The organism is Vibrio sp. 3-2(1) (assembly GCF_963887575.1).
GTDB classification, from domain to species: Bacteria; Pseudomonadota; Gammaproteobacteria; order Enterobacterales; family Vibrionaceae; genus Vibrio; species Vibrio anguillarum.
Map to the genome: position 1 here is coordinate 37,276 of NZ_CAWPGB010000022.1, position 24,197 is coordinate 61,472.

At 45.5% G+C, this 24,197-nt stretch carries 18 protein-coding genes and 2 pseudogenes; 7 read left to right on the forward strand and 13 right to left on the reverse strand.

What is annotated here, in order from left to right:
* Positions 1–35 precede the first annotated feature (35 nt).
* Together AACQ79_RS08480 and AACQ79_RS08485 are read left to right on the forward strand one after the other, a co-directional pair.
* Positions 36–2,009: an acetoacetate--CoA ligase gene (locus AACQ79_RS08480; protein WP_170899078.1), complete on the forward strand. Its 1,974-nt coding sequence runs from the start codon at positions 36–38 to the stop codon at positions 2,007–2,009.
* A 151-nt stretch (positions 2,010–2,160) separates the two neighbouring features.
* On the forward strand, positions 2,161–3,075 hold the full coding sequence (locus AACQ79_RS08485) for a LysR family transcriptional regulator (RefSeq protein ID WP_026028597.1): 915 nt from the start codon (positions 2,161–2,163) through the stop codon (positions 3,073–3,075).
* A gap of 296 nt (positions 3,076–3,371) precedes the next feature.
* Here the strand turns inward: AACQ79_RS08485 and AACQ79_RS08490 are convergent, their stop codons facing one another.
* Entirely contained in the window at positions 3,372–3,953 is a 582-nt protein-coding gene (locus tag AACQ79_RS08490) for a class I SAM-dependent DNA methyltransferase (protein WP_049785471.1), read from the reverse strand.
* A 213-nt stretch (positions 3,954–4,166) separates the two neighbouring features.
* Here AACQ79_RS08490 and AACQ79_RS08495 point away from each other — a divergent pair, with 213 nt between their 5' ends.
* Both AACQ79_RS08495 and AACQ79_RS08500 read left to right on the forward strand, forming a co-directional pair.
* Complete coding sequence (locus tag AACQ79_RS08495; RefSeq protein WP_010319645.1) at positions 4,167–5,045, forward strand: LysR family transcriptional regulator; 879 nt, start codon at positions 4,167–4,169, stop codon at positions 5,043–5,045.
* 239 nt (positions 5,046–5,284) lie between these two features.
* Positions 5,285–6,181, forward strand: coding sequence for a cation diffusion facilitator family transporter (locus tag AACQ79_RS08500; RefSeq protein WP_017043151.1), 897 nt, complete (start codon positions 5,285–5,287; stop codon positions 6,179–6,181).
* 75 nt (positions 6,182–6,256) lie between these two features.
* On the opposite strand, the gene yddG is transcribed toward AACQ79_RS08500, so the two are convergent.
* The 4 genes from yddG to AACQ79_RS08520 all read right to left on the reverse strand — a co-directional run bounded on the left by yddG (position 6,257) and on the right by AACQ79_RS08520 (position 9,354).
* Complete coding sequence (gene yddG, locus AACQ79_RS08505) at positions 6,257–7,171, reverse strand: aromatic amino acid DMT transporter YddG (RefSeq protein WP_170898925.1); 915 nt, start codon at positions 7,169–7,171, stop codon at positions 6,257–6,259.
* The gene (locus tag AACQ79_RS08510) at positions 7,168–7,767 is read right to left on the reverse strand and encodes a sugar O-acetyltransferase (RefSeq protein WP_170898926.1); all 600 of its coding nucleotides are present in this window, start codon (positions 7,765–7,767) and stop codon (positions 7,168–7,170) included. Before AACQ79_RS08510 ends, yddG begins: the two co-directional genes overlap by 4 nt.
* A 171-nt stretch (positions 7,768–7,938) precedes the next feature.
* Complete coding sequence (locus tag AACQ79_RS08515) at positions 7,939–8,337, reverse strand: OsmC family protein (protein WP_170898927.1); 399 nt, start codon at positions 8,335–8,337, stop codon at positions 7,939–7,941.
* A 30-nt stretch (positions 8,338–8,367) separates the two neighbouring features.
* On the reverse strand, positions 8,368–9,354 hold the full coding sequence (locus tag AACQ79_RS08520; protein ID WP_170898928.1) for a Gfo/Idh/MocA family protein: 987 nt from the start codon (positions 9,352–9,354) through the stop codon (positions 8,368–8,370).
* An 849-nt stretch (positions 9,355–10,203) separates the two neighbouring features.
* On the opposite strand from AACQ79_RS08520, the gene AACQ79_RS08525 reads away from it, so the two are divergent.
* A complete protein-coding gene (locus AACQ79_RS08525) occupies positions 10,204–10,647 on the forward strand; it encodes a dCMP deaminase family protein (protein WP_010319355.1) in 444 nt (147 codons plus the stop codon).
* Between the two features lie 78 nt (positions 10,648–10,725).
* On the opposite strand, the gene copI is transcribed toward AACQ79_RS08525, so the two are convergent.
* From copI to AACQ79_RS08555, 6 genes are all read right to left on the reverse strand, one after another.
* Complete coding sequence (copI, locus tag AACQ79_RS08530; protein WP_329605253.1) at positions 10,726–11,238, reverse strand: copper-resistant cuproprotein CopI; 513 nt, start codon at positions 11,236–11,238, stop codon at positions 10,726–10,728.
* A 76-nt stretch (positions 11,239–11,314) separates the two neighbouring features.
* Positions 11,315–14,443, reverse strand: coding sequence for an efflux RND transporter permease subunit (locus AACQ79_RS08535; RefSeq protein WP_170898930.1), 3,129 nt, complete (start codon positions 14,441–14,443; stop codon positions 11,315–11,317).
* On the reverse strand, positions 14,440–15,942 hold the full coding sequence (locus AACQ79_RS08540) for an efflux RND transporter periplasmic adaptor subunit (RefSeq protein ID WP_170898931.1): 1,503 nt from the start codon (positions 15,940–15,942) through the stop codon (positions 14,440–14,442). Before AACQ79_RS08540 ends, AACQ79_RS08535 begins: the two co-directional genes overlap by 4 nt.
* Positions 15,943–15,951: 9 nt before the next feature.
* Complete coding sequence (locus AACQ79_RS08545) at positions 15,952–17,364, reverse strand: TolC family protein (RefSeq protein WP_170898932.1); 1,413 nt, start codon at positions 17,362–17,364, stop codon at positions 15,952–15,954.
* Positions 17,365–17,446: 82 nt separating this feature from the next.
* Positions 17,447–17,863 (reverse strand): hypothetical protein, encoded by a 417-nt coding sequence (locus AACQ79_RS08550; protein WP_088733157.1) that lies wholly within the window; start codon positions 17,861–17,863, stop codon positions 17,447–17,449.
* 112 nt (positions 17,864–17,975) lie between these two features.
* Complete coding sequence (locus AACQ79_RS08555; protein WP_170898933.1) at positions 17,976–20,642, reverse strand: ATP-binding protein; 2,667 nt, start codon at positions 20,640–20,642, stop codon at positions 17,976–17,978.
* Positions 20,643–21,157: 515 nt separating this feature from the next.
* Here AACQ79_RS08555 and AACQ79_RS08560 point away from each other — a divergent pair.
* Positions 21,158–22,600, forward strand: coding sequence for a glyceraldehyde-3-phosphate dehydrogenase (locus AACQ79_RS08560; RefSeq protein ID WP_170898934.1), 1,443 nt, complete (start codon positions 21,158–21,160; stop codon positions 22,598–22,600).
* A gap of 225 nt (positions 22,601–22,825) precedes the next feature.
* Here the strand turns inward: AACQ79_RS08560 and AACQ79_RS08565 are convergent.
* A pseudogene (locus tag AACQ79_RS08565) lies at positions 22,826–22,969 on the reverse strand (hydroxylamine reductase); the annotation flags it as partial.
* A gap of 162 nt (positions 22,970–23,131) precedes the next feature.
* Between AACQ79_RS08565 and AACQ79_RS18370 the strand changes: the two are divergent.
* Positions 23,132–23,341: pseudogene (locus tag AACQ79_RS18370) on the forward strand (hypothetical protein).
* A gap of 82 nt (positions 23,342–23,423) precedes the next feature.
* On the opposite strand, the gene AACQ79_RS08575 reads toward AACQ79_RS18370, so the two are convergent.
* Positions 23,424–24,038 carry a LysE family translocator gene (locus tag AACQ79_RS08575; protein WP_013868407.1) on the reverse strand — a complete coding sequence of 205 codons (615 nt, stop codon included), beginning with the start codon at positions 24,036–24,038 and terminating at the stop codon, positions 23,424–23,426.
* Between the last annotated feature and the right edge of the window lie 159 nt (positions 24,039–24,197).

The following is a 24,197-nucleotide window of genomic DNA, read 5'->3' on the forward strand; positions in this document are numbered from 1 at the left end:
ACGTGCAAGGGATCGCGATTATGTTTGAAGAAAATTTGACGCCGCACACACCGCTTTGGGTCCCTAGCCAAGACCGCATCAAAGCGTCCAATTTAAACCAGTTTATTGAGCACATTAATATGCAAGGTGAGGCGATAGAAAGCTACTCACAACTGCATCTCTGGTCCGTTGCCGCGAGAAAACAATTTTGGTTAGAAGTGTGGCAATTTTGCGATGTGATCGGCTTTCGTGGTAACTGCATTTACGGTGAGGGGATTGCGAAATGGGACGACTTCACCGCCGCCAGAGACACAATTTGGTTTCCCCAAGCACAACTGAACTACGCGGAAAATCTGCTCTCTTATGCGTTTCAACAACCAGAAGGCATTGCCGTTTGGTTTAAAAATGAAAATGGGCAAAGCAAGAAGCTAACATGGCAGCAACTCAGTGATCAGGTTTCTATTATCCAGCAGTGGTTAAAACAAAATGGAGTTGAAAAAGGTGATGTTGTCGCCGGTTACTTACCCTATATGACCGAAACTTTAGTGGCTATGTTAGCGACTACTAGCTTAGGAGCCGTTTGGACATCAACCTCTCCTGATTTCGGTGTCGACAGCGTAGTGGAGCGTTTCGGCCAAGTACAACCCAAAATTTTATTCTGCTGCAATGGGTATACGTTTAATGGCAAAACTCACCTCATGGAAGAAAAAAACGGTCAGATTGCCGATGCTATTTCGAGCCTACACAACATTTGTCAGATCGAATATTTACAGCAACGCTCACTCACGGCTGATTTTAACGACGCTTTTTCTGATTGGAATGCGATTCTCGCAAGTTACCTTCCACGTGGGCTACGCTATGAACGCGTTGGCTTCAATGACCCACTGTTTATCTTGTACTCATCAGGTACGACAGGTAAACCCAAATGCATCGCCCACTCGGTTGGCGGTACGATTTTAAATCATCTCAAAGAGCATCAATTACACTGTGATATTCAACCGGGCGATCGTGTGTTTTATTACACCACTTGTGGATGGATGATGTGGAACTGGCATGTTTCGGCGCTCGCTAGCGGTGCTACGTTGGTTATTTATGATGGTAGCCCAATGTATCCGCAACCGGGTGTATTGTGGGATTTGGCAGAAGAAGCCAACATCACTTTGTTCGGTACATCAGCCAAATATTTAGAGGCACTGCAAAAAACCGCGTATTCACCGAGCGATTACTACCCTCTCTCCTCACTGAAAACATTATGTTCAACAGGTTCGGTTTTGTACCCAAAACAGTTTGATTATGTATACGCCAACATAAAAGCGGACTTACACCTCGCCTCTATCTCGGGTGGAACCGATATTTGTGGCTGCTTCGTGCTTGGCAACCCCATATCGCCAGTGTATCGAGGAGAATGCCAAGGCGCAGGCTTAGGACTTGATGTCGCCGTATTTAACGACCTTGGTCAACCCGTGATACAACAACGGGGAGAGTTAGTCTGCTGCAACAGTTTCCCTAATCAACCCATCGGGTTTTGGCATGACGATGGCCAACGTTATCACGATGCGTATTGGAGCAAGTTTTCTGGTGTATGGCATCACGGTGATGAAGTTGAGTGGACCGACAATGGTGGAATACGTTTTTACGGGCGCAGTGACACCACCTTAAACCCTGGAGGCGTGCGTATCGGCACGGCGGAAATTTATCAGCAAGTGAATAGCTTTCCTGAAATACAAGATTCGGTCGCAGTGGGTCAGAAAATCGATAATGATGAGCAGATCATCCTTTTTGTACAACTGGCTCCACAGTGCGAACTCAACACCCTACTGGTGAACACCATCAAACAGCGCCTAAGAGAAAACTGCTCCCCTCGTCATGTACCTGCGCAGATCCATTCCATCAGTGATGTGCCTCGTACCAAATCCGGAAAACTGGTAGAACTCGCGGTGAAGCAAGTACTGCATGGCGAGACAGTCAAAAACTTAGGTGCAATTGCCAATCCTCATGTATTAGAAGAAATCCACGCGCTGTTTACATAAACATTATTCTTGAAATAAAGGCGATGGAAGTTGATGTAGGCACAGCGGTAAATATTTCGGCAGCTTGTCAAATAACCCGCATCTTTTCGTGTAATTTGTCAGTATGTCAGTGATATGCTTTTGAAAAAGTTTGGAGGAACCGCCTTTATTTATGGATTATATTCACCTTTCAAGAATCAGTTTAAAACACCTAACAGCGCTACACGTCATGCTCAGTACCCGCAGCGTCACGCAAACAGCGGCCCAGCTCTGCATTAGCCCTTCAAGCATCAGTAAAAACTTGTCGCAATTGCGCATTCTCTTGGAAGATGAACTATTTTATCGTGACGGCACACATTTGATACCTACCCCTTTCGCTCTGCAAATGGGCCCCACTGTTCATTCAATCCTCTCTAGCATGAATGGATTGCTGCATCACTCAAATTTCGAACCTCAACATTATCAGGGGAAATACCGCCTTGCGATGCGAGAAAGTGCCTTTGAGCTGTTTGCTCCTATTTTGACAAACGTAATAAAAAATCATGCACCGCAAGCTTCCTTTACTATCTACTCGAAAGATCACTATGGCTTCGACGCCCTGCAAAGCGGGCTGATTGATTTCGTCATTTTGCCACACGATATCAGCCAGCCCCCAACGCGAGATAAAGAACTCGTGTGGGAAGTGATTGCTCACGATGAAATGGTCTGCTTAATGCGTAGTGATCATGCTTTAGCCAATGAAGTACTCACTATCGATCACTACCTTGCTCAATCGCATATCGGCATTATGGATAAAGAGCTGGCTGAACCTTTTTTTGAACAGAGTTTGGCTCAATCTCATCGAGCTCGTCATGTTCCGGTTGTTGTTGCTGACTTTGGTGCGGCCGCCATCTTATGCAAGCATACTGACTCACTCTTTACTTGCTCCAAACGCTGGGCGGAACAAGCGATGCAAGCTAGGGAGTTGCTCATCAAACCGTTACCTTTCAATTATGGGAAAGTGGCTTACAGCTTAGTGTGGAATAAGCCCAGTATGAACGACCAAGCTTTGAAATGGTTGTGTGATCAGCTCAAAAAACCACACTGATGTTTGTGAATCAATATTGAAAATTTAGCTCAATGCTTAAAATAAAGAAGGCCAGCACTATTTTGCACTGGCCTTCTTTATTTATCTTCTGATGTGCTTTTATTTTTGCTTAACCCTAGCCATGAGTTATCAGTCAACAAACAGAATTATTCGTGATCAATGCCTTATAGTCTTCTAGGGAGTGACTATCATGACACTTATCAACAAGCTAGAGCTTACGCAAGTTGGTCATTATGGAACAGTGAAATAATGTAAATAAGCCATTCTCAATCTGGAAAACCATCGACTTTATGATGTTATTTCCTACCAATGCCCATCACTACTGGCGCTAGACCTTTTGAATTTTTAATCTCGAACGCAACTGCGGTTTCCACTTGGCTAAAACCTGCGCTTTTCAGTTGTGTCTCAATTTGGTTTTGGCTAAGACCATAGTCAGGATCATCTTCTTCAACCAACCAGTCCCAATGAATAAAAACGCCATGCTCATCTAATAGAGAATGAATGATAGTAAATACTTCATTAAGATTCGGCACAAACGCGCACACAGATGACGCCACAACAAGATCGAATTGTTTGCGAAAGGCCGGATGTTGCGCGACTAGACCACGGGTCAGAAAATCCACCACAGGTTCAACGTTGACCAACTCTTTTTTATCCAACTCTTCAATCATGGCCTCAGAGCCATCTAGCGCGACAATATCTCTGGCATGGCGAGACATCATTTGGCTCAGCAAGCCCGTACCACACCCGAAATCAAGAACATGTTTACCTTCGAGAGTGACCCGTTTCTGCAATTGCTGAAACACATTTTGAGCAAAAAGCGTTGTGGATTCGTCCTGCTCCCACTGAGCCGCACACTCATCCCATTCGTTCGCCATCATGGCCTCCGTGTTACTTCTTGTATTGGGGAAATTTCCCCAAGAATAAACCAAAACTGTGTTACGTTCATAGAGTTACAGCTCAATCTTGACTAAGAAATGATGAACTGGCTTTGATTGGCGAGAAAACCGTCAGTTGGTAGAAGAACATCAGATAGGCAGTGGTACTAAAATTGTTTATGATCAACCCATTATTGTGCCTTAGAGAACGTTATGAACCTTTCTCAAATTGAAGCATTTTTCTCTGTCGCGGACACTGGCTCAGTCTCCGAAGCGGCGCGACAATTAGAATGTAACCGAACCAAACTCAGCATGGCGATTAAAGCGTTGGAAAAAGAGCTCGATACCGCTCTGTTTGTGCGCACTGGCAACAACCTGACCTTATCTGAAGCGGGGAAAGCAATTTATAAAGATTGTGAAAGTGTTTTGGTGACCATTGCACGTATAAAACACACCTGTACGCAAATATCACGGGGCTTCAACGCCGAGATGTGGATTGCCCGTGATGATTCTCTTCCTGATGCCTTGTGGCAAGATTTTGCTCACCAGCTGAATAATCGTTTTCCCGCGACCTCGTTCAACCTTGTATTGGCTTCTAGCGGCGACTTAGCCAACTTGATTGCCACCCATCAAGTCGATTTTGCCTTTGGCGTCGATTACGAAAGAATCAACGACCCGCGGATCACTTATCAACCTTTGGGTAAAATCCGGATGATGTCGGTGTGCAAAAGTGACCACCCGCTAACTAAAATTTCGCGAGTCACCGACGAAGAACTGCGCAGAGCAATGCAAGCCGTGATGGTCTATTTAAACGAAAAAGATAACCCCGAATTACAACCTTTCTCTCGTCGCTACATTGGCTTTTCCAGTTTCGATTACATGCTCAATACCATTTTGACTGAGAATGCATGGGGCGTATTGCCAGAACCTTTAATTCGCCACTTCCTACGTGAACAAAAGCTAACGGTGATTAAGCACACCTACGGTCTCACTCAAGAAGATTACTGCATGTTTACGGCCACTGGCATGGCCGAACACCCTGGCATGAACTGGTTAGCCGATAAGTTGCGTGACTATTTGTTTGATTTTTAATTTTCTTGTTTGATTTTTAATTTTCGTTGTTTGGTTTTTAAGATGCCCACATTTCAAACAATCTAAAGCGAAGACAGTCAGCGTCAATTATCCTGACAAGAAAATAACAGCATAACTAGTTGTTTTAATTAAAAATAAACTTAACCCCCAATATTCAAGCCAACGACCAATGCACTTAGAGATTGTCAAAACCGTGCTTTAAGCCAAAATAACAGCATGTTTTCAACAGGTAGTCTTTTATGTGTGCTCGAACAAGAAATAATGAAAATCGCATTTTGACGATTTCGGCCCTTTTAGCTTCTGGCTTTGCTGGTGGCGGACTTGTGGTTGGTATGCTTGTCGGTTCACTGGTTATCGTGTTTGACGGTGTGTATTCACTGGTTAGTTTGCTGTTAACATTATTGTCGCTGGTGGCGTCACGCTACATTCGTAAACCTTCTGACTCGACTTTTCCCTTTGGACGCGCGGTGCTAGAACCTGCGGTTATTGCTATCAAAGCCAGCGTTATTTTGTTAGTCGTGAGTTATTCGTTGTACTCGGCTGTCATGGCATTGTTTAGCGGTGGTCGAGAAGTGGATGCTTCTATCGCCACTGTTTTTGGCACAGTGAACGTGATTGGTTGTGCGATTGCGTGGTGGTTCATGGTCAACAAGAGTAAACGTTACTCTTCTGGTTTGATTGACGCTGAAGTAAAACAGTGGCAAATGGACACGCTATTAAGCGTCGCGGTAACGGTCGGTTTCATTGCCGCTTGGTTGATGACCTTGTCTCCTTGGGCAAAATATGCCGTCTATGCAGACCCAATCATGATGCTATTAATGTCGTTTTACTTTATCAAAGTGCCTTATGACATGCTTAAATCGGCAACGCGTGAATTGTTGATGATGTCACCAAGCAAAGAGATTTGTAAAACCGTGGATCAAGGTGTCATTGCCGTAGGCGAAGAATCAGAGCAAGATATCGAGTTGACTGCGGTGACTAAAGTCGGTCATGAGCTGTGGGTCAATGTCGATATTCGCCCTGATGAGAATGAAATGATTGCACTTGAAGATATCGAAAGTACTCGTCGCTCGCTACATAAGCGTTTATCAAAGCTACCATTCGTACTGCAATTAACCATGAACGTGGCTCGCTAATCAGTCTCAATTAAACGGAAAAAGCCCTCTCGTTCCCGAGAGGGCTTTTTTATACATAGCAAAGCTGTTGCGATGTCAGGCTATTGGCATTTTCTCTTGCACCGTAGATTGACGTTCTCTGGTCGCCCACCAACAAATTAAAGAACCCATCGTCACCATAATCACACCTTGCCAAAAGCTAAACCCAAGCGCTACACCTAAGATTAGCGATGAAAGCAAGGTTGAAATCACTGGCGTGAAATAAGAAAGAGTCGCCAATAACATCATATTCCCGCGCAAGATTGCCACATTCCAAAGTGCATAACCGCTGCCCATCACCACACCCGTTAACGCTAAATTCAAGGTTGCTGGAACGGTAAACACTAAAGTGCTTTCGCTGCTAAGAAAATACTTAATCCAGAGGGCGATAGCCGTAGCCATAAAGAACGGGATAATGGCATTTTGTCCATTGGCTAACTGTTTGGTGATATTGCAATAAACAGCCCAAATAATCGCCCCGCCAAACGCCATGCTATAGGTTAAAGGATTAGTCGCAATATTGGCTGAGATTTGCATCACCGAAAATCCACTATCATCAGTAATAGTCCAAGCAACCCCAACAAATGCGAGCGCAACGCTTGGATACACCAGAATATGGACGGGTTTACGGCTGAGAAATACCGCAAACAACACCGTCAAGGCTGGCCATAAATAGTTAATCACTGCCATCTCGAGCGCTTGATGGCGATCATTGGCCATACCTAACGCTAATGCTAAGCAGATTTCGTAGCTCACAAAAAGCGCGCCACCGATCAGAACATAACGCAGAGAAAAGTGTTTGAATTTAGGCACGCCCATGACAAGCATCAGAAATACTGAGCTCACCGTGTAAATCAGCGCCGCCCCACCAATTGGGCTAAATTGCTCGGTGACCGTTCTGATTAGCCCCATGAGACAGCTCCACAGCAAGATAGCCGCAACACCAAATAGTGTATGTTTATGCTGCTTCAATGATGCCCTTCCTTAAATGGACTATGCAGGTCAGATGTTCCATTCATTTCTTTTAATGAACGGAGCACTCTCGCTGGTGTGCCTCCGACTAGGCTATCAGCTGGCACATCCTGATTGACCACTGAATTTGCCGCGACAACCGAACGCGCACCAATCGTGACTCCCTGATTAATCACAACGTTGCCACCAATCCATACGTCATCTTCAACCCTAATCGGCTTACAAAATGTTTCCCACAAGCGGCGGCTGCGATAATCCAAAGCATGCGCTGGTGTATAAAACTGGGTGTTAGGGCCAATCAAAACATGATTACCAATCGTGATTTTAGCGCCATCAAGCATAGTGACATTCATGTTGATAAAGGTTTCATCACCAATGGAAATTGTTTCACCGAATTCACAATAGAAAGGAGGCTGCACCACACTTTGTTGGCCAATTTGACGATATAGCTGAGTTTGCAATTGATGGCGGGCTGTGGCATCGGCGCATTGGTTGATCTGCAACAGTAAATGTCCTGCTTTGCTACGAATGGCTTCCATTTCTGGGTCTGCACCGTCAAACACCATACCATTCATCATTTTTTCCATTTCGGTCATGAGCCGTTCCTCCTTATGCATCTAGTGTATTTAGACTACTTGGATAAACAAAAGAAAAAAGAGAAAAGCTCACTGTTTCACTTTCCTCTTTAATTTCAACCAACCTGTAACGCATAGGAAAAGGCAAGATCAGAGCATATCGCTTTTTCCTAGTTTTATTGATTGAATGGCTTAAACAATCGCCCAACTGTGAGTCATTGTGACACCTTTGCCTAACATTAAGCAGACAGAACAGTACTTTTCTAATGAATCGGCCGTCACTTTTTCAACGACATTAGGGTCAAGATCAACACCTGATACGTCGAAATGGATATTGACTAGCGTAAAAATCCGCGGTGCGGTTTCACGGCGCTCAGCCGTCAATTTGGCGTTACATGCAGTGACCTGTTGATTGGCCAATTTTAAGCCATCAACCACATCCACAGAGCTACAACCTCCCGCGGCCATAAGAACCATCTCCATCGGGCTAGGCGCGGTTGCACCACCACTGCCATCCATCACCACCGAATGACCAGATTGGGATTGGCCCAAGAACTTGAAATTTTCGACCCACTTTACTTCAGCTTGCATTATTTTTGCTCTCTTCTCTGTGCGATGAAACTACAGGTTATCGGTTGGAAAAATCACGCCCGTTTGGCGGCGTATTTCTGTCAATAATTTGGAAACGGTGAGTGAGCGTAATTTGCATTGCTCATCTATTGTCTTGTTCTGTATCTGATCTGCAAATTTGTGTGCTTCGTAGAACATGCGGTTGGCGTGTTGCTCAATACTCAGATCTTGGGTTTGACCACCACGGTTAATTCTCGTGATGTGGTTGCAGGTAGAGATCATCTCAACGTGCAGTGCGGCCTCTTCACCTTGAATTTCGCTCGGCAAATAGGAGTCACTGGTTTTTGAATGCATTAATAGCACATCAAAACCGTCATATCCTAAGATCACACTGCCGTTACCATCAACCCCCGTCTCCAGTAAATGCGCTTGGGCTTGTACCGATTTAGGCTCACCAAACAGTTCAATGGCTGAGCCCAAACAGTAATAACCAATATCCATGATCGAACCATTGGAGAACTCGGGCAAAAAGGTATTGGGCATCTCACCCTTGAGATATTTAGGGTAACGAGAGGAATACTGGCAGTAGCTGAGCACCGCTTTACGGATAGCGCCAATCTGCGATAGCTCTTGTTTGAGAACGGAAAAATTGGGCAAATGTGGGGTTATAAAGGCCTCGAATAATACTACGCCATGCTGTTTGGCAACTTGATACATCTGCTGTGCTAATGAGAAATCAGAAGCCAGCGGCTTCTCACAGATAACATGTTTGCCCGCTTGCATCATTTGAATCGACTGTGGACCATGCAGTACATTCGGGCTGGCGATGTACACGGCATCCACATTGTCACTCTCACCTAGGCTCTTAAGGTCAGTAAACAAAGCAGGAGCATCGTATTTTTCGGCAAATTGTTTCGCCCTGTCCAGCGAACGGGAATAAACCGCTACTAGCTGAAATTCCCCCGTTTTTAATGCCCCTTCGATAAATTGGTCAGTAATCCAGTTGGTTCCAATAACGGCTAAGCGAATCATCATCATATCCTTTCATTATTTTCACCTATTATCTGGAGTTACTCCGCAGGAAGCAATGTTAACCTCACCACTTATTATTTTCAGGTGGCCATTATTTTTAGGTAACCAAAATAAAGAAAACCCCACTAAGCTCTCACTTAGTGGGGTTCCAGTTCTTACTCGCAGCAATCCAGCTACTGATAAGTGCTCCCTGCATCAATTCCTTGATAGTCTGCTGATTCCCTCAGCGCATTCCCTTTCATCGCCTTCCTAGCGGTGTCCTTAACTCCGTCGTCCCGACAGATTTGTGCACTTTTCCTTTGCACCGTCCATTAACTTTCCTTGATAACCATCCTAGTTATTCAGCATCCAGCTAATGTCCTTCGCTATCCTTGCCGATCATTCTTCCTGAATTATCGAATCTTCGTCCTGAAGATGACCTATCCTTGGGTCTTTCCTGTTCCGTGTCCGCTTCCTGCTGACAACTTCAGATTACGGATTTCACTTTTTTCAGCAATCCCCCACCTGTTGTTTTTTCTCTACCAGAAAGACACAAAATGACAATTATCATTTAAATTCAAATAATTACAAAAATTCAATCTCTTTTTATTGCATAGCAAAACGTTAAAGTCTCACGATACGTGTAAGAGATCTCTCACAAACTTAATCCTATAATTGCCTATCGCCGTAGCTAAGATACCCGCACGAAATGAGATAGAGCTCTCACTCTAATACTGATTGGCACGGCTGAATTCTGTTTAGAAATGAGAATTGCTCTAGACTAAGTGTGAGAAAACTAGGATATTGATGTCGATCTTAATCACATATCTCCCTCGCTACTGAGGAAATGCAAGAAAATCGTCAGAGGAACAACACATGATTTCGAAATGGGCACAGCGCTTTTACCAAATGGCAGAACTTGTTGGCTCTTGGAGTAAAGATCCCTCCACGCAAGTCGGCGCAGTGATCACTAAGCAAAATCGCATCGTTTCGGTTGGATTTAACGGTTACCCGCATGGTATTTCAGACAGTGCAGGCACCGATGATCGTGATATGAAATACCTCAAAACACTGCATGCTGAGGAAAATGCCATCCTATTCGCCAAGCGTGATTTGGATGGTTGCGAAATTTATGTGACACATTTTCCTTGCCCAAACTGTGCAGCAAAAATCATTCAAACTGGGATTTCCGCAGTACACTGCCCAGAGCAAACAGAAGACTTCTTATCCCGTTGGGGTGATAAGATCAAAGTCAGCCAAGATATGTTTTTACAAGCGGGTGTTAAAGTAAACTGGCTACCGCTCAGTGATTTGAAATAATTAATCAATGGTCAAAAAAAACCGCCCTACCAAATTGGAAGGGCGGTTTTTTCTTTTAACGAGTTAGCGTGACAACTTTTACTGAAGCTGAATTTTCTTAATCATCCCAGCTTCAGCATGGCCGGGGATATTGCAGGCGAACTCAACATTATTATCACCATGGAAGTGCCATAACAGTTGTTTCGCTTTACCCGGTGCCACGGTGACGGCACTGCCACCATCATGTTTATGATTGCCCATTTGGCGCATCATTTCTCGGTGTTTTAGCTGCTCGTCGGCTGAACCAATCGAAAATTCGTGCTCAATTTTACCTGTGTTCATAACGACAAATTGCACCACATCATCAGGTTCAATATTCACCTCCTTTTTGAAGGTGATTTTCATGTCATCCGAGAGTAAAACATGCACCACTTTATCGGGTTTGGCTCCTTTGGCAGGCATGCCGACTTCTGACATGTCATCCATCGCCATGTTCATCGTGTCTGTTTGCTTCATCACCATGCTGCCATGATCCATTTTGCTATGGTCCATTTCAGCCATGACAGAAGAGGTGAATAACGCTAGTGAAAGTGTGATTAGTGTTTTTTTCATTTTGATTTTCCTTAAATTCATCCAGTTACTATTTATTTTCCGATTAGTGCTTAGCTTTTACTTTGCCAGCTGCACGCTATTTGAGTGTTGCGATTTCACGGTTTTTCCATAACTTGAATACCGCGGGTAGAACCAATAATGTGAGCAATAGTGCTGAAGCCATGCCTCCAATCATGGGGGCGGCAATGCGCTGCATTACCTCCGAACCGGTTCCCGTGCCATACATAATCGGGATCAGGCCAATAATAACTGTCAGTACCGTCATCATGACTGGGCGCACGCGCTGTCCTGCTCCTTCGCCAATTGCATTGATGAGATCTTGGCTGTCAATGGCCGCACCATTTTCCTGTGCATCAATTTTTTTGTAGTGCCAAGCTTGGTTTAAATAAACGAGCATGATCACGCCAATTTCTACCGCAACACCTGAAAGTGCAATAAACCCCACCCCCACGGCGATTGAAAAGTTGTAGCCAAGGTAGTGCATCAACCACACGCCACCCACCATCGCCAGCGGCAATGTCGCCATAATGATCAACACTTCTCCGATTCGACGGAAACTGAAATAGAGTAGCAACATGATGATTGCGATCGTGATCGGTGCGACGACACCCAAGCGTGCTTTGGCTCGCTCCATGTATTCATATTGACCAGACCACACGAGAGAATATCCCGCTGGCAGCTGTAATTGCTCCGCTACCGCTTGTTGCGCCTCTGCCACATATGAACCGAGATCGCGTCCATCAATATCGACAAAGACCCAGCCGTTTGGCCGTGCGTTTTCGGTTTTGATCATTGGCGGGCCGTCTTCGTAGCGAATATCAGCCACATCGGCCAAGGCCAAACGTGCACCGTTTTGAGTCACCAAAGGTAAGTTTTGCAGCTTCACTACCGAATCACGGTAATCTTGCGGGTAACGTACATTGATCGGGTAACGCTCTAACCCCTCAATGGTTTCCCCTACATTCATGCCCCCCACTGCGGTTGAAACCACTTGTTGCACATCTTTAATGCTTAGCCCATAGCGCGCCGCTTGTAACCGATTGATGTCTATCGTTACATAACGTCCACCAGCCACACGTTCAGCATAAACCGATGCCGTGCCTTGAACGCGGTTAAGGATAGGTTCAAGTTGTGCACCGATGGTTTCAATCTGTTTGAGATCGGGACCCGCTATCTTGATACCAATCGGCGTTTTGATCCCTGTAGCTAACATATCGATGCGTGTTTTGATTGGCATCACCCACGCGTTGGTTAACCCCGGAAATTGCACTAAGCTGTCAAATTCCTTACGTAGCGATTCTGTGGTTACGCCTTCACGCCATTGATCGCGAGGTTTAAGTTGGATCACCGTTTCAATCATGGTTAAGGGCGCGGGATCGGTTGCGGTTTCTGCACGCCCCATTTTGCCCCACACGGTTTTGACCTCTGGTATGGTTTTGATGAGTTTATTGGTTTGCTGCAATAGCTCACGCGCCTTACCAATCGAGATCCCCGGATAGGTTGTCGGCATGTACATGAGATCGCCTTCATCTAATGGCGGAATAAACTCACTGCCTAATTTGCTCATTGGGTAATAAGCGGAAGCCATTAATGCCAAAGCCAATACAATCATGCTTTTGGGATAACGCAAACTCAGGTTGAGTAGTGGACGATAAAGTGCCACAAGCCCTTTATTGATAGGATTTTTGTGCTCGGAAATAATATTGCCACGCACAAAATAGCCCATGAGTACAGGGACGAGCGTGATCGCTAAACCTGCCGCAGCGGCCATGGCATACGTTTTGGTGAACGCCAATGGCGAGAACATCTTGCCTTCTTGGCCTTCGAGTGCGAAGACAGGCACAAAACTTAACGTAATGATAAGTAGTGAGAAAAACAGCGGCGCGCCAACTTCTTCAGCGGCTTTACCGATCACCTGCCAGCGATTTTTATCGGTCAATGGCGTGCGTTCAATGTGTTTATGCACATTTTCGATCATCACAATCGCCCCATCGACCATAGCACCGATAGCAATGGCGATCCCCCCAAGTGACATGATGTTGGCGTTGATGCCTTGCCAGTGCATCACAATAAACGCCGACAAAATGCCCACAGGCAAACTCAAAGCAATCACTAATGATGAGCGGATATGGAATAAAAACAGCGCACACACGACCGCAACGACAATGAACTCTTCTGCTAGCTTATGCCAAAGGTTTTCAACGGCTTGATTGATCAAGGTTGAACGATCATAAGTGGCAACAATTTCGACACCTTCCGGTAAGCTGCGTTGGAGATCAGTCAATTTCGCTTTGACGTCATCAATCACTTGGCTAGCATTTTCACCAAAACGCATCACGATCACACCTCCAACCGCTTCTCCTTCACCGTTAAATTCAGAAATACCACGACGCATTTGTGGGCCAAGGTTAATATCCGCCACATCACCTAACAATAATGGCGTTCCTTTGTCAGTCACTTTCAGTGGTAGCGCTTTAATGTCATCAATACTGGTCAGATAGCCGCTGGTGCGTACCATGTGTTCGGCTTCCGCAACCTCAATCACTGACGCTCCCGACTCTTGGTTACCATTTTGGATCGCCGCATTGATTTGTTGCAAAGTCAGGTTATAAGCGCGTAGCTTTGCCGGATCAATTTGCACTTGATACTGCTTAACCATGCCGCCAACGGTAGCCACTTCGGAGACACCATTCACCGTTTGCAGCTCGTACTTCAAAAACCAATCTTGCAAACTGCGTAGCTGCGCAAGATCGTGTTGGCCGGTTTTATCTTGCAGTACATAACTGTAGATCCAGCCAACCCCCGTCGCATCCGGCCCCAAGGTTGGTTTGGCATTGGGTGGCAGTTTTGGCGTCACTTGGCTTAGATATTCCAATACCCGCGAGCGAGCCCAATACATATCGGTTTTATCATCAAAGATGATGTAGACGTAGGAATCACCGAAGAATGAATAACCACGAACCGTTTCTGCCCCCGGAACGGCAAGCATCGCCGTTGTGAGCGGGTAAGTGACCTGATCTTCCACTACCTGCGGCGCTTGGCCGGGATAGCTGGTTTTGATGATCACTTGCACATCTGAGAGATCCGGTAAAGCATCAACAGGCGTATTCTTTACACTGTAAAGTCCGCCCAAAGTGAGAAACAGAGCCGCCACCAACACCAGAAATCGGTTATTGATCGACCAACGAATAATCGCACCAATCATTGTTGACCTCCTAACGTTTCTGCTGCAGTCATGTTCGCCGCATTGCTTATCTGCTCACTCGCTTCCAGTGCTTTCAGCACGTATTCATCACCCTGCTTTGCCACTAGAAATCGAACCCTTTGCCCTTCAGCAAATAAGCTGAGATCCAACGTCTCCTCAACCGTGAAATTGATCTGACCCGCTTGCCAACCCCATTTGCTTACTGGTTTGTAATTGAGAGTGATCATCCCAAAATCTGCCATCAATGTACTGACATCACCGGTTAACCACGCTTCATTCATCGCTTCTACTCCGTTAATTCGCGACAAATCAGCGCTTTGGCTTGACTCCGAATCCAGCAGAAAATGCGCCGACGTGACGACCGTGTCTTGCTCCGTTAACCCTTGTAAAACTTCAAGGCGCTCGCCTGCTTCGCGGCCAACTTCAACCCTTGCTGAACGGTATTTGCCATTTCCTTCAGCAAGTACGACTCGCGTAATGCCGCCCGAATGAATGACTGCTGATTTAGGAATGGTGAGCACCGCTTGTTGCGATACGGGCTGCAAAGCGATATTGGCGAACATGTTAGGCTTCAACTCCCCCTTCGGATTGAGAAATTTCAAACGCATACGCAGCGTTCGGGTTTTCGGATCCAAAATGGGATAGACGTAATCTATCTTCCCTTGCCACTCCTTGCCGGGAATAGCATCCAGTGTCATTGACGCTAAACTACCCGACGTAATCCAATGTGCTTGGCGCTCGAATACCTCAGCATCAACCCACACTTCGTTTAAAGGACCTGCGCTTATCACCGCTTGCGCTGGCGATAAGTAACCCCCTTCGCGAATATTCAAACTCGCAATCACCCCATCAGCAATGGCTTTGACCTCTATCGATTGAGTGGCTTTGCCTCGAGCGATAATCTGTCTGATCTGTGCACGATCAACCCCCAGTGAAACCAAACGCTCGGTTGCGCCTTTCAGTAAACTTTCACGGCTGGCTCGATGAGCATTTAACAGCTCCTCCTGCGCTTTAACCAGCTCCGGTGAGTAGAGCGTAAATAAGACATCGCCTTTACGAACCTGCTCTCCAACCGCATTAATGTTCAGTTTTTCAACCCAACCGGCAACGCGAACGTTCGTTTGCCACAATAAACTGTCATCAAATGCAATGTAGCCCACTGTCTCAATACGTGGAGATAACTGCGTAAACACCACGGGTTCCGTTTTCACACCCAAGTTATTTTCGACCGCAGCACTGATGGTCACCGTGCCACTCTTCTCTTGTGCTTGCGTCGGCGATTCGGTGTACACCGGGATGAGGTCCATCCCCATCGGCGACTTACCCGGTTTATCACGTTTATAGTTTGGGTCCATCGGCGCAACCCAATACAGCGGTTCAGACATCGCATTGGTTGAGTTCATTGCCTCCATATCATGACCAGACAGGTATTGATTGATACTAAACCCCAGTAATCCACCTATCGCTAAGGAAAGTACGGCTATGTTTAATGATTTCATTGAGTTCTCCTACTTTTCTACAGGCGTAAGTGTTTCTAAAGAGGTAAGTGAAGGGGCAATAGCTTGAAAATCGAACCCATTTAATAGATAAGCGAGGTTACTTTTGGTTAGATTTAAATCGGTCATTAGGCGTACTTGCTCTAATTGCAGCGCTAGTTCATCGCTGGCGGCACTGACGACATCATTAAACTGGGAAGTATTGTTTTCATAGCCTCTCTCAACCGCTTGAGTGCGGGCTTTCGCTTGCGTTAATAAGGTGGTTTGATAGCGCGATAAACGCTGTTCGAGGTTCATTTTATCAACCAATAAGGCATTCACTTTGGCGTTCATCTGCGCCAATAGAACATCACGCTGTGATTTAGCCGCGCCCACTTGATATTGCGCCGCAGCGTGGTTTCTATCTTGGCGGTTCCCCGTAAACAGCGGGATATCCATGGTGAGATAAGCACTGACCATATCGGCTGCGGGTCCGCCTTGCATGCTGTTTGCTTGGCGATAGGCGTACATCACTTCCAAACCAAACTGAGGTTGATAGGCCGTTTGTGCTATTTCGACTTGCGTTTGGTTGGTGTGAATTGCCGCTTCTGCCATGCCGACCATCGGGTGAGTGACCAACAAAGCGTAGTGAGTGGTACTGTCGTTAACCGTAACCAATTGCGCATCTAAACGGGACCAGTTCACTGACTCTTCAGCGGCTAACATAGGCTGTTCAACCAACCAAGCGCTACCTAACCATTCGGATAATTGCGACACAATGCGTTGCTGCATTTGTTGATTGGCTTGTAATTTTTCGTCCAACTTGGAAACTTGTAACTGCGCTTGCAGCAGATCTTGCGCTTCGCTTTTACCTAATGAATAGTTCGTTTCAATAAAACCAGCCAGCTCACGCATTAAGGTTTGGTTTGCCCGCACGATACGTTCAGCGCGTTGTTGGTAGCCTAACTCTAACCATAATTGAGTCATGCTGTTTGCCACTTCCAACTCACGTAAATTAACCTGAAGCGCAACGCCAGTGGCTTGTTGCTTTGCTTTTTTCGCTTGTAATGCCAAGCTTGAACCCCGTTCAAACTGCTGCATTAAGCCCACAGAAATGTTAGTCATAGGATCTTCATCAAACTTAAAACTATCAATGGGCAAACCACCAAAGCCAACTTTGATCTTAGGATCCATCAGGGTTGAACTGGCCATTCCAGTTTCTTGTATTGCTTGAGATTGAGCAAAATATTGCTTGCGGACGGCATCATTCGCTAATGCAGCGTCAATCAGCTGAGCTAATTGTTTTGCATGCGAATCTGGCTGAGCCATCGCGGCTTGTGGGGCTGCATTCACCATCAAGGGGAATGACAAAACGCCCACTATACTGATCGACCAAGCGATCACAGAGAGTTTAAGGTTCACAATAAAATTCCATCTTTCATGCATCGCAAAAGGTTGAGATGCAACAGAGAGTCACGAACCTAGTTAAAGGCCGCACAAACACGCCATAGGCGTAATGAAAAGGAAATTAAACGATAGGGGGACGGTAAAGTGAGCGGGCGACCATCACAATGCCACGCGTTGCTTCTGCATTGATCAACAATAAAACCGCGTGAGGTGTGAAGGGTTGGTGTTCAGTGATAAAGAAAGCTAACGTGGTCATGCACATGACGCTGCAACAGGAATCAACACCTTGGCCGCTGTGATCGATACAATCGTTACTCATCGCTGATGAAATCATATCACTTGCATCGGAATCATGGTGCGCAGCGTTCATATTTGAGCAGTGTTGCGGCGGGTTTGCATCGTCAGTCACTGAATGTGATACAGCCGAAATCGGTGACATTGTGATCGCCATTAAAGGTGCGCTAGACACTAAGCTTGAAGCAAGCAGCGTCATCATCACCAACATGGAAACCCAAATTGTATGCAGCGAAAGTTGCATATCCAATATCACTATCTGACTGAAAACTCCCACAGACTAAAGCTTGCCCTAGGGGTAAGGTCAATTAATTTAAATTTCGAAAATCGATAAAAATAGCGATTAGGCTATCTTCTCAAGAGTTCGCCACTTGCAGATCGCTAAAAATATCAAAAAGTTGCTTGGATTTATAAGGTTTGGGCAAATACGCATCCATGCCCGCGTCAAAGCAGCTTTTAATATCCTCCTCCAAAACGCTGGCGGTTAAGGCGATAATAGGTAATTTTTCAACGCCTTGCTCTTTTTCCCATTCGCGGATTTTCTTCGTCGCGGTTAAGCCATCCATCACTGGCATCATGCAGTCCATTAACACCGCAGCAAAATGTCCCCCTTGGGTGATGGCATCTACCGCTTCTTGCCCGTTGTTGGCCACCACATAACCAATCCCTGCTTTTTCAAGGAAGAAGCTGGCGATTTTTTGATTCATCAAATTGTCTTCAACGATCAAAATACGCTTATGATTGCACTCTAAGTAGTCTAACTGACTCTCCTCGACTGGCGTTAAATCCGTCTCTGTATCGGCCACTAATGCTTTGAGGGCACGTTCAAAACGCGCCCCTAAAAAAGGCAACGTGATACTTGCCTGCGCAAGATGAATTGCGTCTTTGTTGACGAACAAGTGATGCTGCAGAACCACTATTTTTGCACTTGAAAAATGCTCACGCAGCGCAATGAGATCCGATTGCATGCTGTGGCTTAAGCTTTGGCAATATAAAATACATACGGCGCTAAACCCACTCTTGACTGCTTGTTCAACATCACGCGCTTCATTGAGTTGAATCCCCCATTGAACGCATTCACGCCGAATAGCGGATGAGTGGTTAGACATATTGGTAATTAACAACGCCTGCGTGGCAAGAGGCTCAACTTGCGGCTGATCTTCGGCAACCTCAATCGGGACGACAAATTCAAAGCAGCTACCTAAGCCTTTAGTGGACTGTACATGAATGTCACCCTGCATCAGATCGACTAATTGACGGCAGATAGCCAACCCTAACCCAGTCCCACCAAAACGACGGGTAATACTGCTATCTTCTTGAATAAATGGATCAAAAATCGTGTTCAACATCTCTTTATCGATACCACTTCCCGTATCGGATACAGCAAAACGTATCGAGGTTATATCGCCCGTTTCTAAGGTTAAACCCGTGTTGACATAACCATCTTTGGTAAATTTCACCGCATTGGACAACAAATTCATCAAGACCTGCTTCAGACGATATTCATCCGCGATGATAAAACGAGGTAATGTAGGGTCGAGATAAATATTAAGCTCGATATGCTGGCTCAACGCTTTCGCGTTCACCAAGTTCACCGTGTCGTATACCAATTCAGCGAGTTCAAAGCGATGCGGAGCAAGCTCCAAGTTGCCTGATTCAATTTTAGATAAATCGAGAATATCGTTAATCAAGATCAGCAACGCTTGCGAAGAGGTATCAATATCGGCCAGGATTTCACGCTCATTCCCCGTAAACTCGCTGCGTGACAATATTTCAGTCATACCGATAATGCCATTAAGAGGCGTTCGGATCTCATGCGACATATTGGCTAAGAACGCGCTTTTGGCTCGATTAGCGGCAATTGCCGCTTCCTTTGTTTCCACCAAAGCACTCTCGTACTGTTGCTGTTTCTCAATAATATGGTTGAGATTGATTGTAAAACGGGAAAACTCATCTTTGCCATCAATCGGGATCTGTTCAATGCCGTTCTGCTTTTCACGCAATCGACTCATGGTATTGATGATCCGCTTGAGCTTTGACGAGATGCGAGATGAGGTACTTGCTCCTAGCACAAACAGCAGCGCCAACACGGCTAACAGCGATGCCGATATACTTAACATACCCATTTTTTCTTGCTGGAGACGCACATTCAGTTGAGCCGATAAGTGTTGGTTGACACTTTGCACCAGTTTATCTATCGCCAAGTAACGCTCTTCCACATTTTTGACATAAGAAGCTAATGCTTGAGGATCGGCTTCATTACTAACGATTTTTTCGCGAATCAAGGCGGCTTGGCGAAATTCAGGTTGCGTAAACAACTGCACCAGTTGTTCGAGTTGAGCACCGTTATCAATGATACGTTCGAAGTATTGTTGCTGGCGCTCAACAGCTTGAAAGTATTCTGTTTGTCGAGATTGAAACACCTCTTGATCCATGGTTAATTCTTTGATTAACCACGCCTCTTTTTGCACCCAAAATGCAAACCAATGCAGGTCGCTATACACCAGATCCAAGGTATGGATATCAACAGGCGCAAGAAAACTGTTGGTTTTTTGCAGATCGGCCATCACTTCATACAAAAGATTAAATACTTGGCGGCCTAATTCTAGGGTCTCGCTTTGTGAGGCCGACGGCAACTCATCCAACAAATGGTGAAGGTCAAGCACACGGTTTTCTATCAATGTACGGTTGCTTTTACTCCCAAAATGACTATTTGTAGAACCTGTATCCAGCACAATTTTATCCAGCGATTCAGCTAACTCCTGCTTGAGCTGCGGCCGAGAGTCCTCGCTATTTTCGCTGCGCAGCTGCGCACTGAGCAAGGTATAAAAAAGGGCAGAACTGGTGGTGACCTGATTGATTGCCCCAATCTTTTGGTTCAACACATGGTATGTGTCTAAACGGCTTTCAAATGGGAGGAATAGACGCCATGCCACAGCCAGAATAACCAGTGTTGGTATGAGGCAGAGTAAGAACAAGCGTGCCTTAATTGAGAAGTGGGTAAGTATTACCATTGTTATCATCCTTGGAAGTAATACATCCTAGCCAATGGTTAAATAGTAGACGCTATTTTATGCGTCTGCGCTCTTATTAAGATAAAACCAGCGCGGTAACGAAAGCGTTGCCCGTCACGATTCATCCAATAAGCGTGATGGTGAATTAACCGAAAACTCACCACATTTTAAGATAACAATTTGAATCTAATCTCATTTTTATGAAAAAGGAAAAACCTCAGGCATCAAATATTTGAAGCAGACCATTATCATCACAAAATAAGTCGCGACTTTAGAATTTGTCAATATCTCTAACCACCGCCAAAAAACACTCAATACGCTGATTTTTACCTAGTTTTCAGTAAAAAATGTCGCCATTATTTTTGCTAGCAGAATAACCATTCCACATTTACAATCCGGCCACATAAAAACAACAATAAACATCGACTTGTATCTCAGCACAGATGACCGTGCAAGATACGCGTTCACCAGCCCTACACTGTGAACATTACTGCTTAACATAACGTGAAAGGTCCCAAGTCAATATGAGCCCAGAGAAACATCTCTCAGACTGGCAAGCCAGCCAAACGATTGCTGAATCTATGTCTCCCCTCATCGGTCAGCTTTATCGCCAACAAGGTGTTGAAGTGGTTTTATTTGGAAAAACACTCATCAACGCCACCACCATTGATATCATCAAGGCACATCGTGTTGTTCGTCGCTACACAGGTGAGGCGCTTTCAACCCAGCAAACGATGCCGATTTTACAAAAACTGACCACGCTTGCTCTGTCGCCATGTCGTATCGACATTGGCCAACTTGCTCATCAATTTTGGCAACAACATGATGATGAACATGGCCTTGAGGATTACCTGCTAACGGCGCTTAATGGTGCGTTGAATGGTGAAACACTCAGTGAACCTAAGGATGTGGTGCTGTACGGTTTTGGCCGTATTGGTCGCTTGCTGACTCGTCTTTTGATAGAAAAAAGTGGCCCGGGCTATCCACTGCGCTTGCGAGCGATTGTCGTTCGTGGGGGTAAAGCAGGGGATTTAGAAAAACGGGCAAGCTTGCTACGCCGTGACTCAGTTCATGGTCAGTTTAACGGCAGCATCATCATCGATGAGGCTCGCAAGGCCATTATTGCCAACGGCAATTATATCCAAATCATCTACGCCAATAAGCCACAAGAGGTTGATTATTCACACTATGGTATTCATAACGCGTTAGTGGTCGACAATACTGGTGTTTGGCGTGATAGCGAAGGGCTTAGTCAACACTTGAGCTGCCAAGGTGTGAGTAAAGTGCTGCTGACAGCACCCGGCAAAGGTGAGATTAAAAATATCGTGTTCGGCGTAAACCACGCTGATATTCAGCCCGAAGACACCATTATCTCAGCCGCCAGTTGCACCACCAACGCTATCACGCCAGTATTGAAAGCGATTCATGATCAATATGGCGTACTTTCTGGCCATATCGAAACGGTGCACTCTTTTACCAATGACCAAAACCTTATCGACAATTTCCATTCAGGTGAACGACGTGGCCGCAGCGCATCACTCAACATGGTGTTAACCTCAACGGGTGCCGCCAAAGCAGTTGCAAAAGCGTTACCTGAACTCGCGGGTAAGTTAACCGGTAATGCAATTCGTGTCCCCACGCCAAACGTGTCGATGGCCGTGGCTAACCTCAACTTAGCCAAAGCAGTGAATAAGCAAGATCTTAACGCATATCTACGTGAAATGGCGCTTAGCTCGCCACTTTCAGCACAAATTGATTACACCGACTCAACAGAAATTGTCTCCAGTGATTTGGTTGGCTCTCGCCATGCTGGCGTAGTTGATGGCGCAGCGACGATCGCTCAAGATAACCGTTGCGTACTCTACATTTGGTATGACAATGAATTTGGCTACAGCGGCCAAGTTGTACATTGTATGGAGCAGATGATGGGCGTTCGTTACCGAACTTTCCCAACTACCGCCCAGTAAACGGCTTAATATTATTTTTATCTCCACAACATAATAATAGTGAGTGTTTATCTCACCTCCCCCTGCTTGCCGCCTTTTGATATAAGGCGGCTTTTTTATGAAGTGATCAGTTCAATGAGATTTCAACGTCCGAAACTAATGTGCTTGAACACGCTAAGGCATAGCCTTGTTCACGCAGCGCCTTCTAGTCATTCAAAGCCTAAGGTTGCAAAATATTCATCAAGTTTCGATGAGTAATGCTGGTGCAGTTGGTCCGATATAAATTTCTTTCACACCCAATGCGAGTAGCGTCAGATCGATAACGATCGCCTTTTGTTCAAACCAAGAAAGAACTAATGTCAGTGGGAGTTCATTCACACCACAAACAAAGACACCAAAATGACTCAAAATTTGAACTACCTGTCAGAGTCCCAATATTATTGGGGGAATGAACGTCGTCCATACCACTCCAAAAAATTAGAGACACAACATTCATGTTGGATTCATCTTGGCTGCGTTAACCTAGCTTCAATTCAGAAAGAGGTACAGGTTATGAATAGATTTATTGTGACTACATTTGCGCTGGTTGTAGGGTTTTTCGCGTTGATGCTGAGTTTGCTGCTCGCCATTCCTCTCGCTATTGCGGCGATCATCACTGGCAAACGTATAGAAAAGTAGCTCAAGCGCCACACCTTTACGTCAAAAAGCGGCTACATTATTGAAGGTGAATATGAAGAAAAAACTCAAGCACACTATCGATGAACAACCCTATTCGCACTCTTTCATTGGCACGGCGAAACTCATTAGAAGCGGGAGGCATTTCCTCCCGTTTTTTTGGTATTAGCTAAAGAGTCATGACGACACGGATGGCAAGCGCAATCAGTACTACGCCCGACAAACGGTCAATCAATACGGCACGCGCGCGCAGTTTATCGAGTAATATTGGGCTAGAAAGAATTAAGGTGATGAACGTATACCAAAGCCCGTCCACTAAAAATGGTGTTAACACAATAATAGCTTTGCTGCTCAGTTCGTTGCCGATGGCGACAAATTGACTGAATAACGCGATGAAAAATAACGCGATTTTAGGACTAAGCAGAGAAATCAATAATCCCTCTTTAGCCGACTGCCACACACTGACTGTCTCACCCGATTCTAATTTAGCCGCCACGCCCCCTTTTGAACGTAATGCATTGATACCCAAATAGGCCAAATACAACGCGCCTGCATAGCCTACTGTCTTAAACAGTAAGGGGGATTGATGCAGTACAACCGCTAAGCCAATTAAGGTAATGAAGGCATAGACACCAATACCAAATGCGTGCGCCCACGCCGTTGCAAACCCATTTTTACGCCCACCAGCGAGGCTATGTTTGGCCACCATCGCTAGGCTTGGCCCTGGCGACATCGCGCCTAAAATACAAATGGTAAATAGTGATAACCAAACGGTGAATGTCATGGATTTCTCGCTGTTGTTTCGGTGATTTAAGGTAATGACGATAACGAAATGACTCGCATAACGCTACCTGAATGTGGCGCTGCCCAAACGGCCTGATATTGCAGGTGAGCCGTTGCACTCAATGGGCGTAAGCAAACTGAGATAGATGCATATTATTTC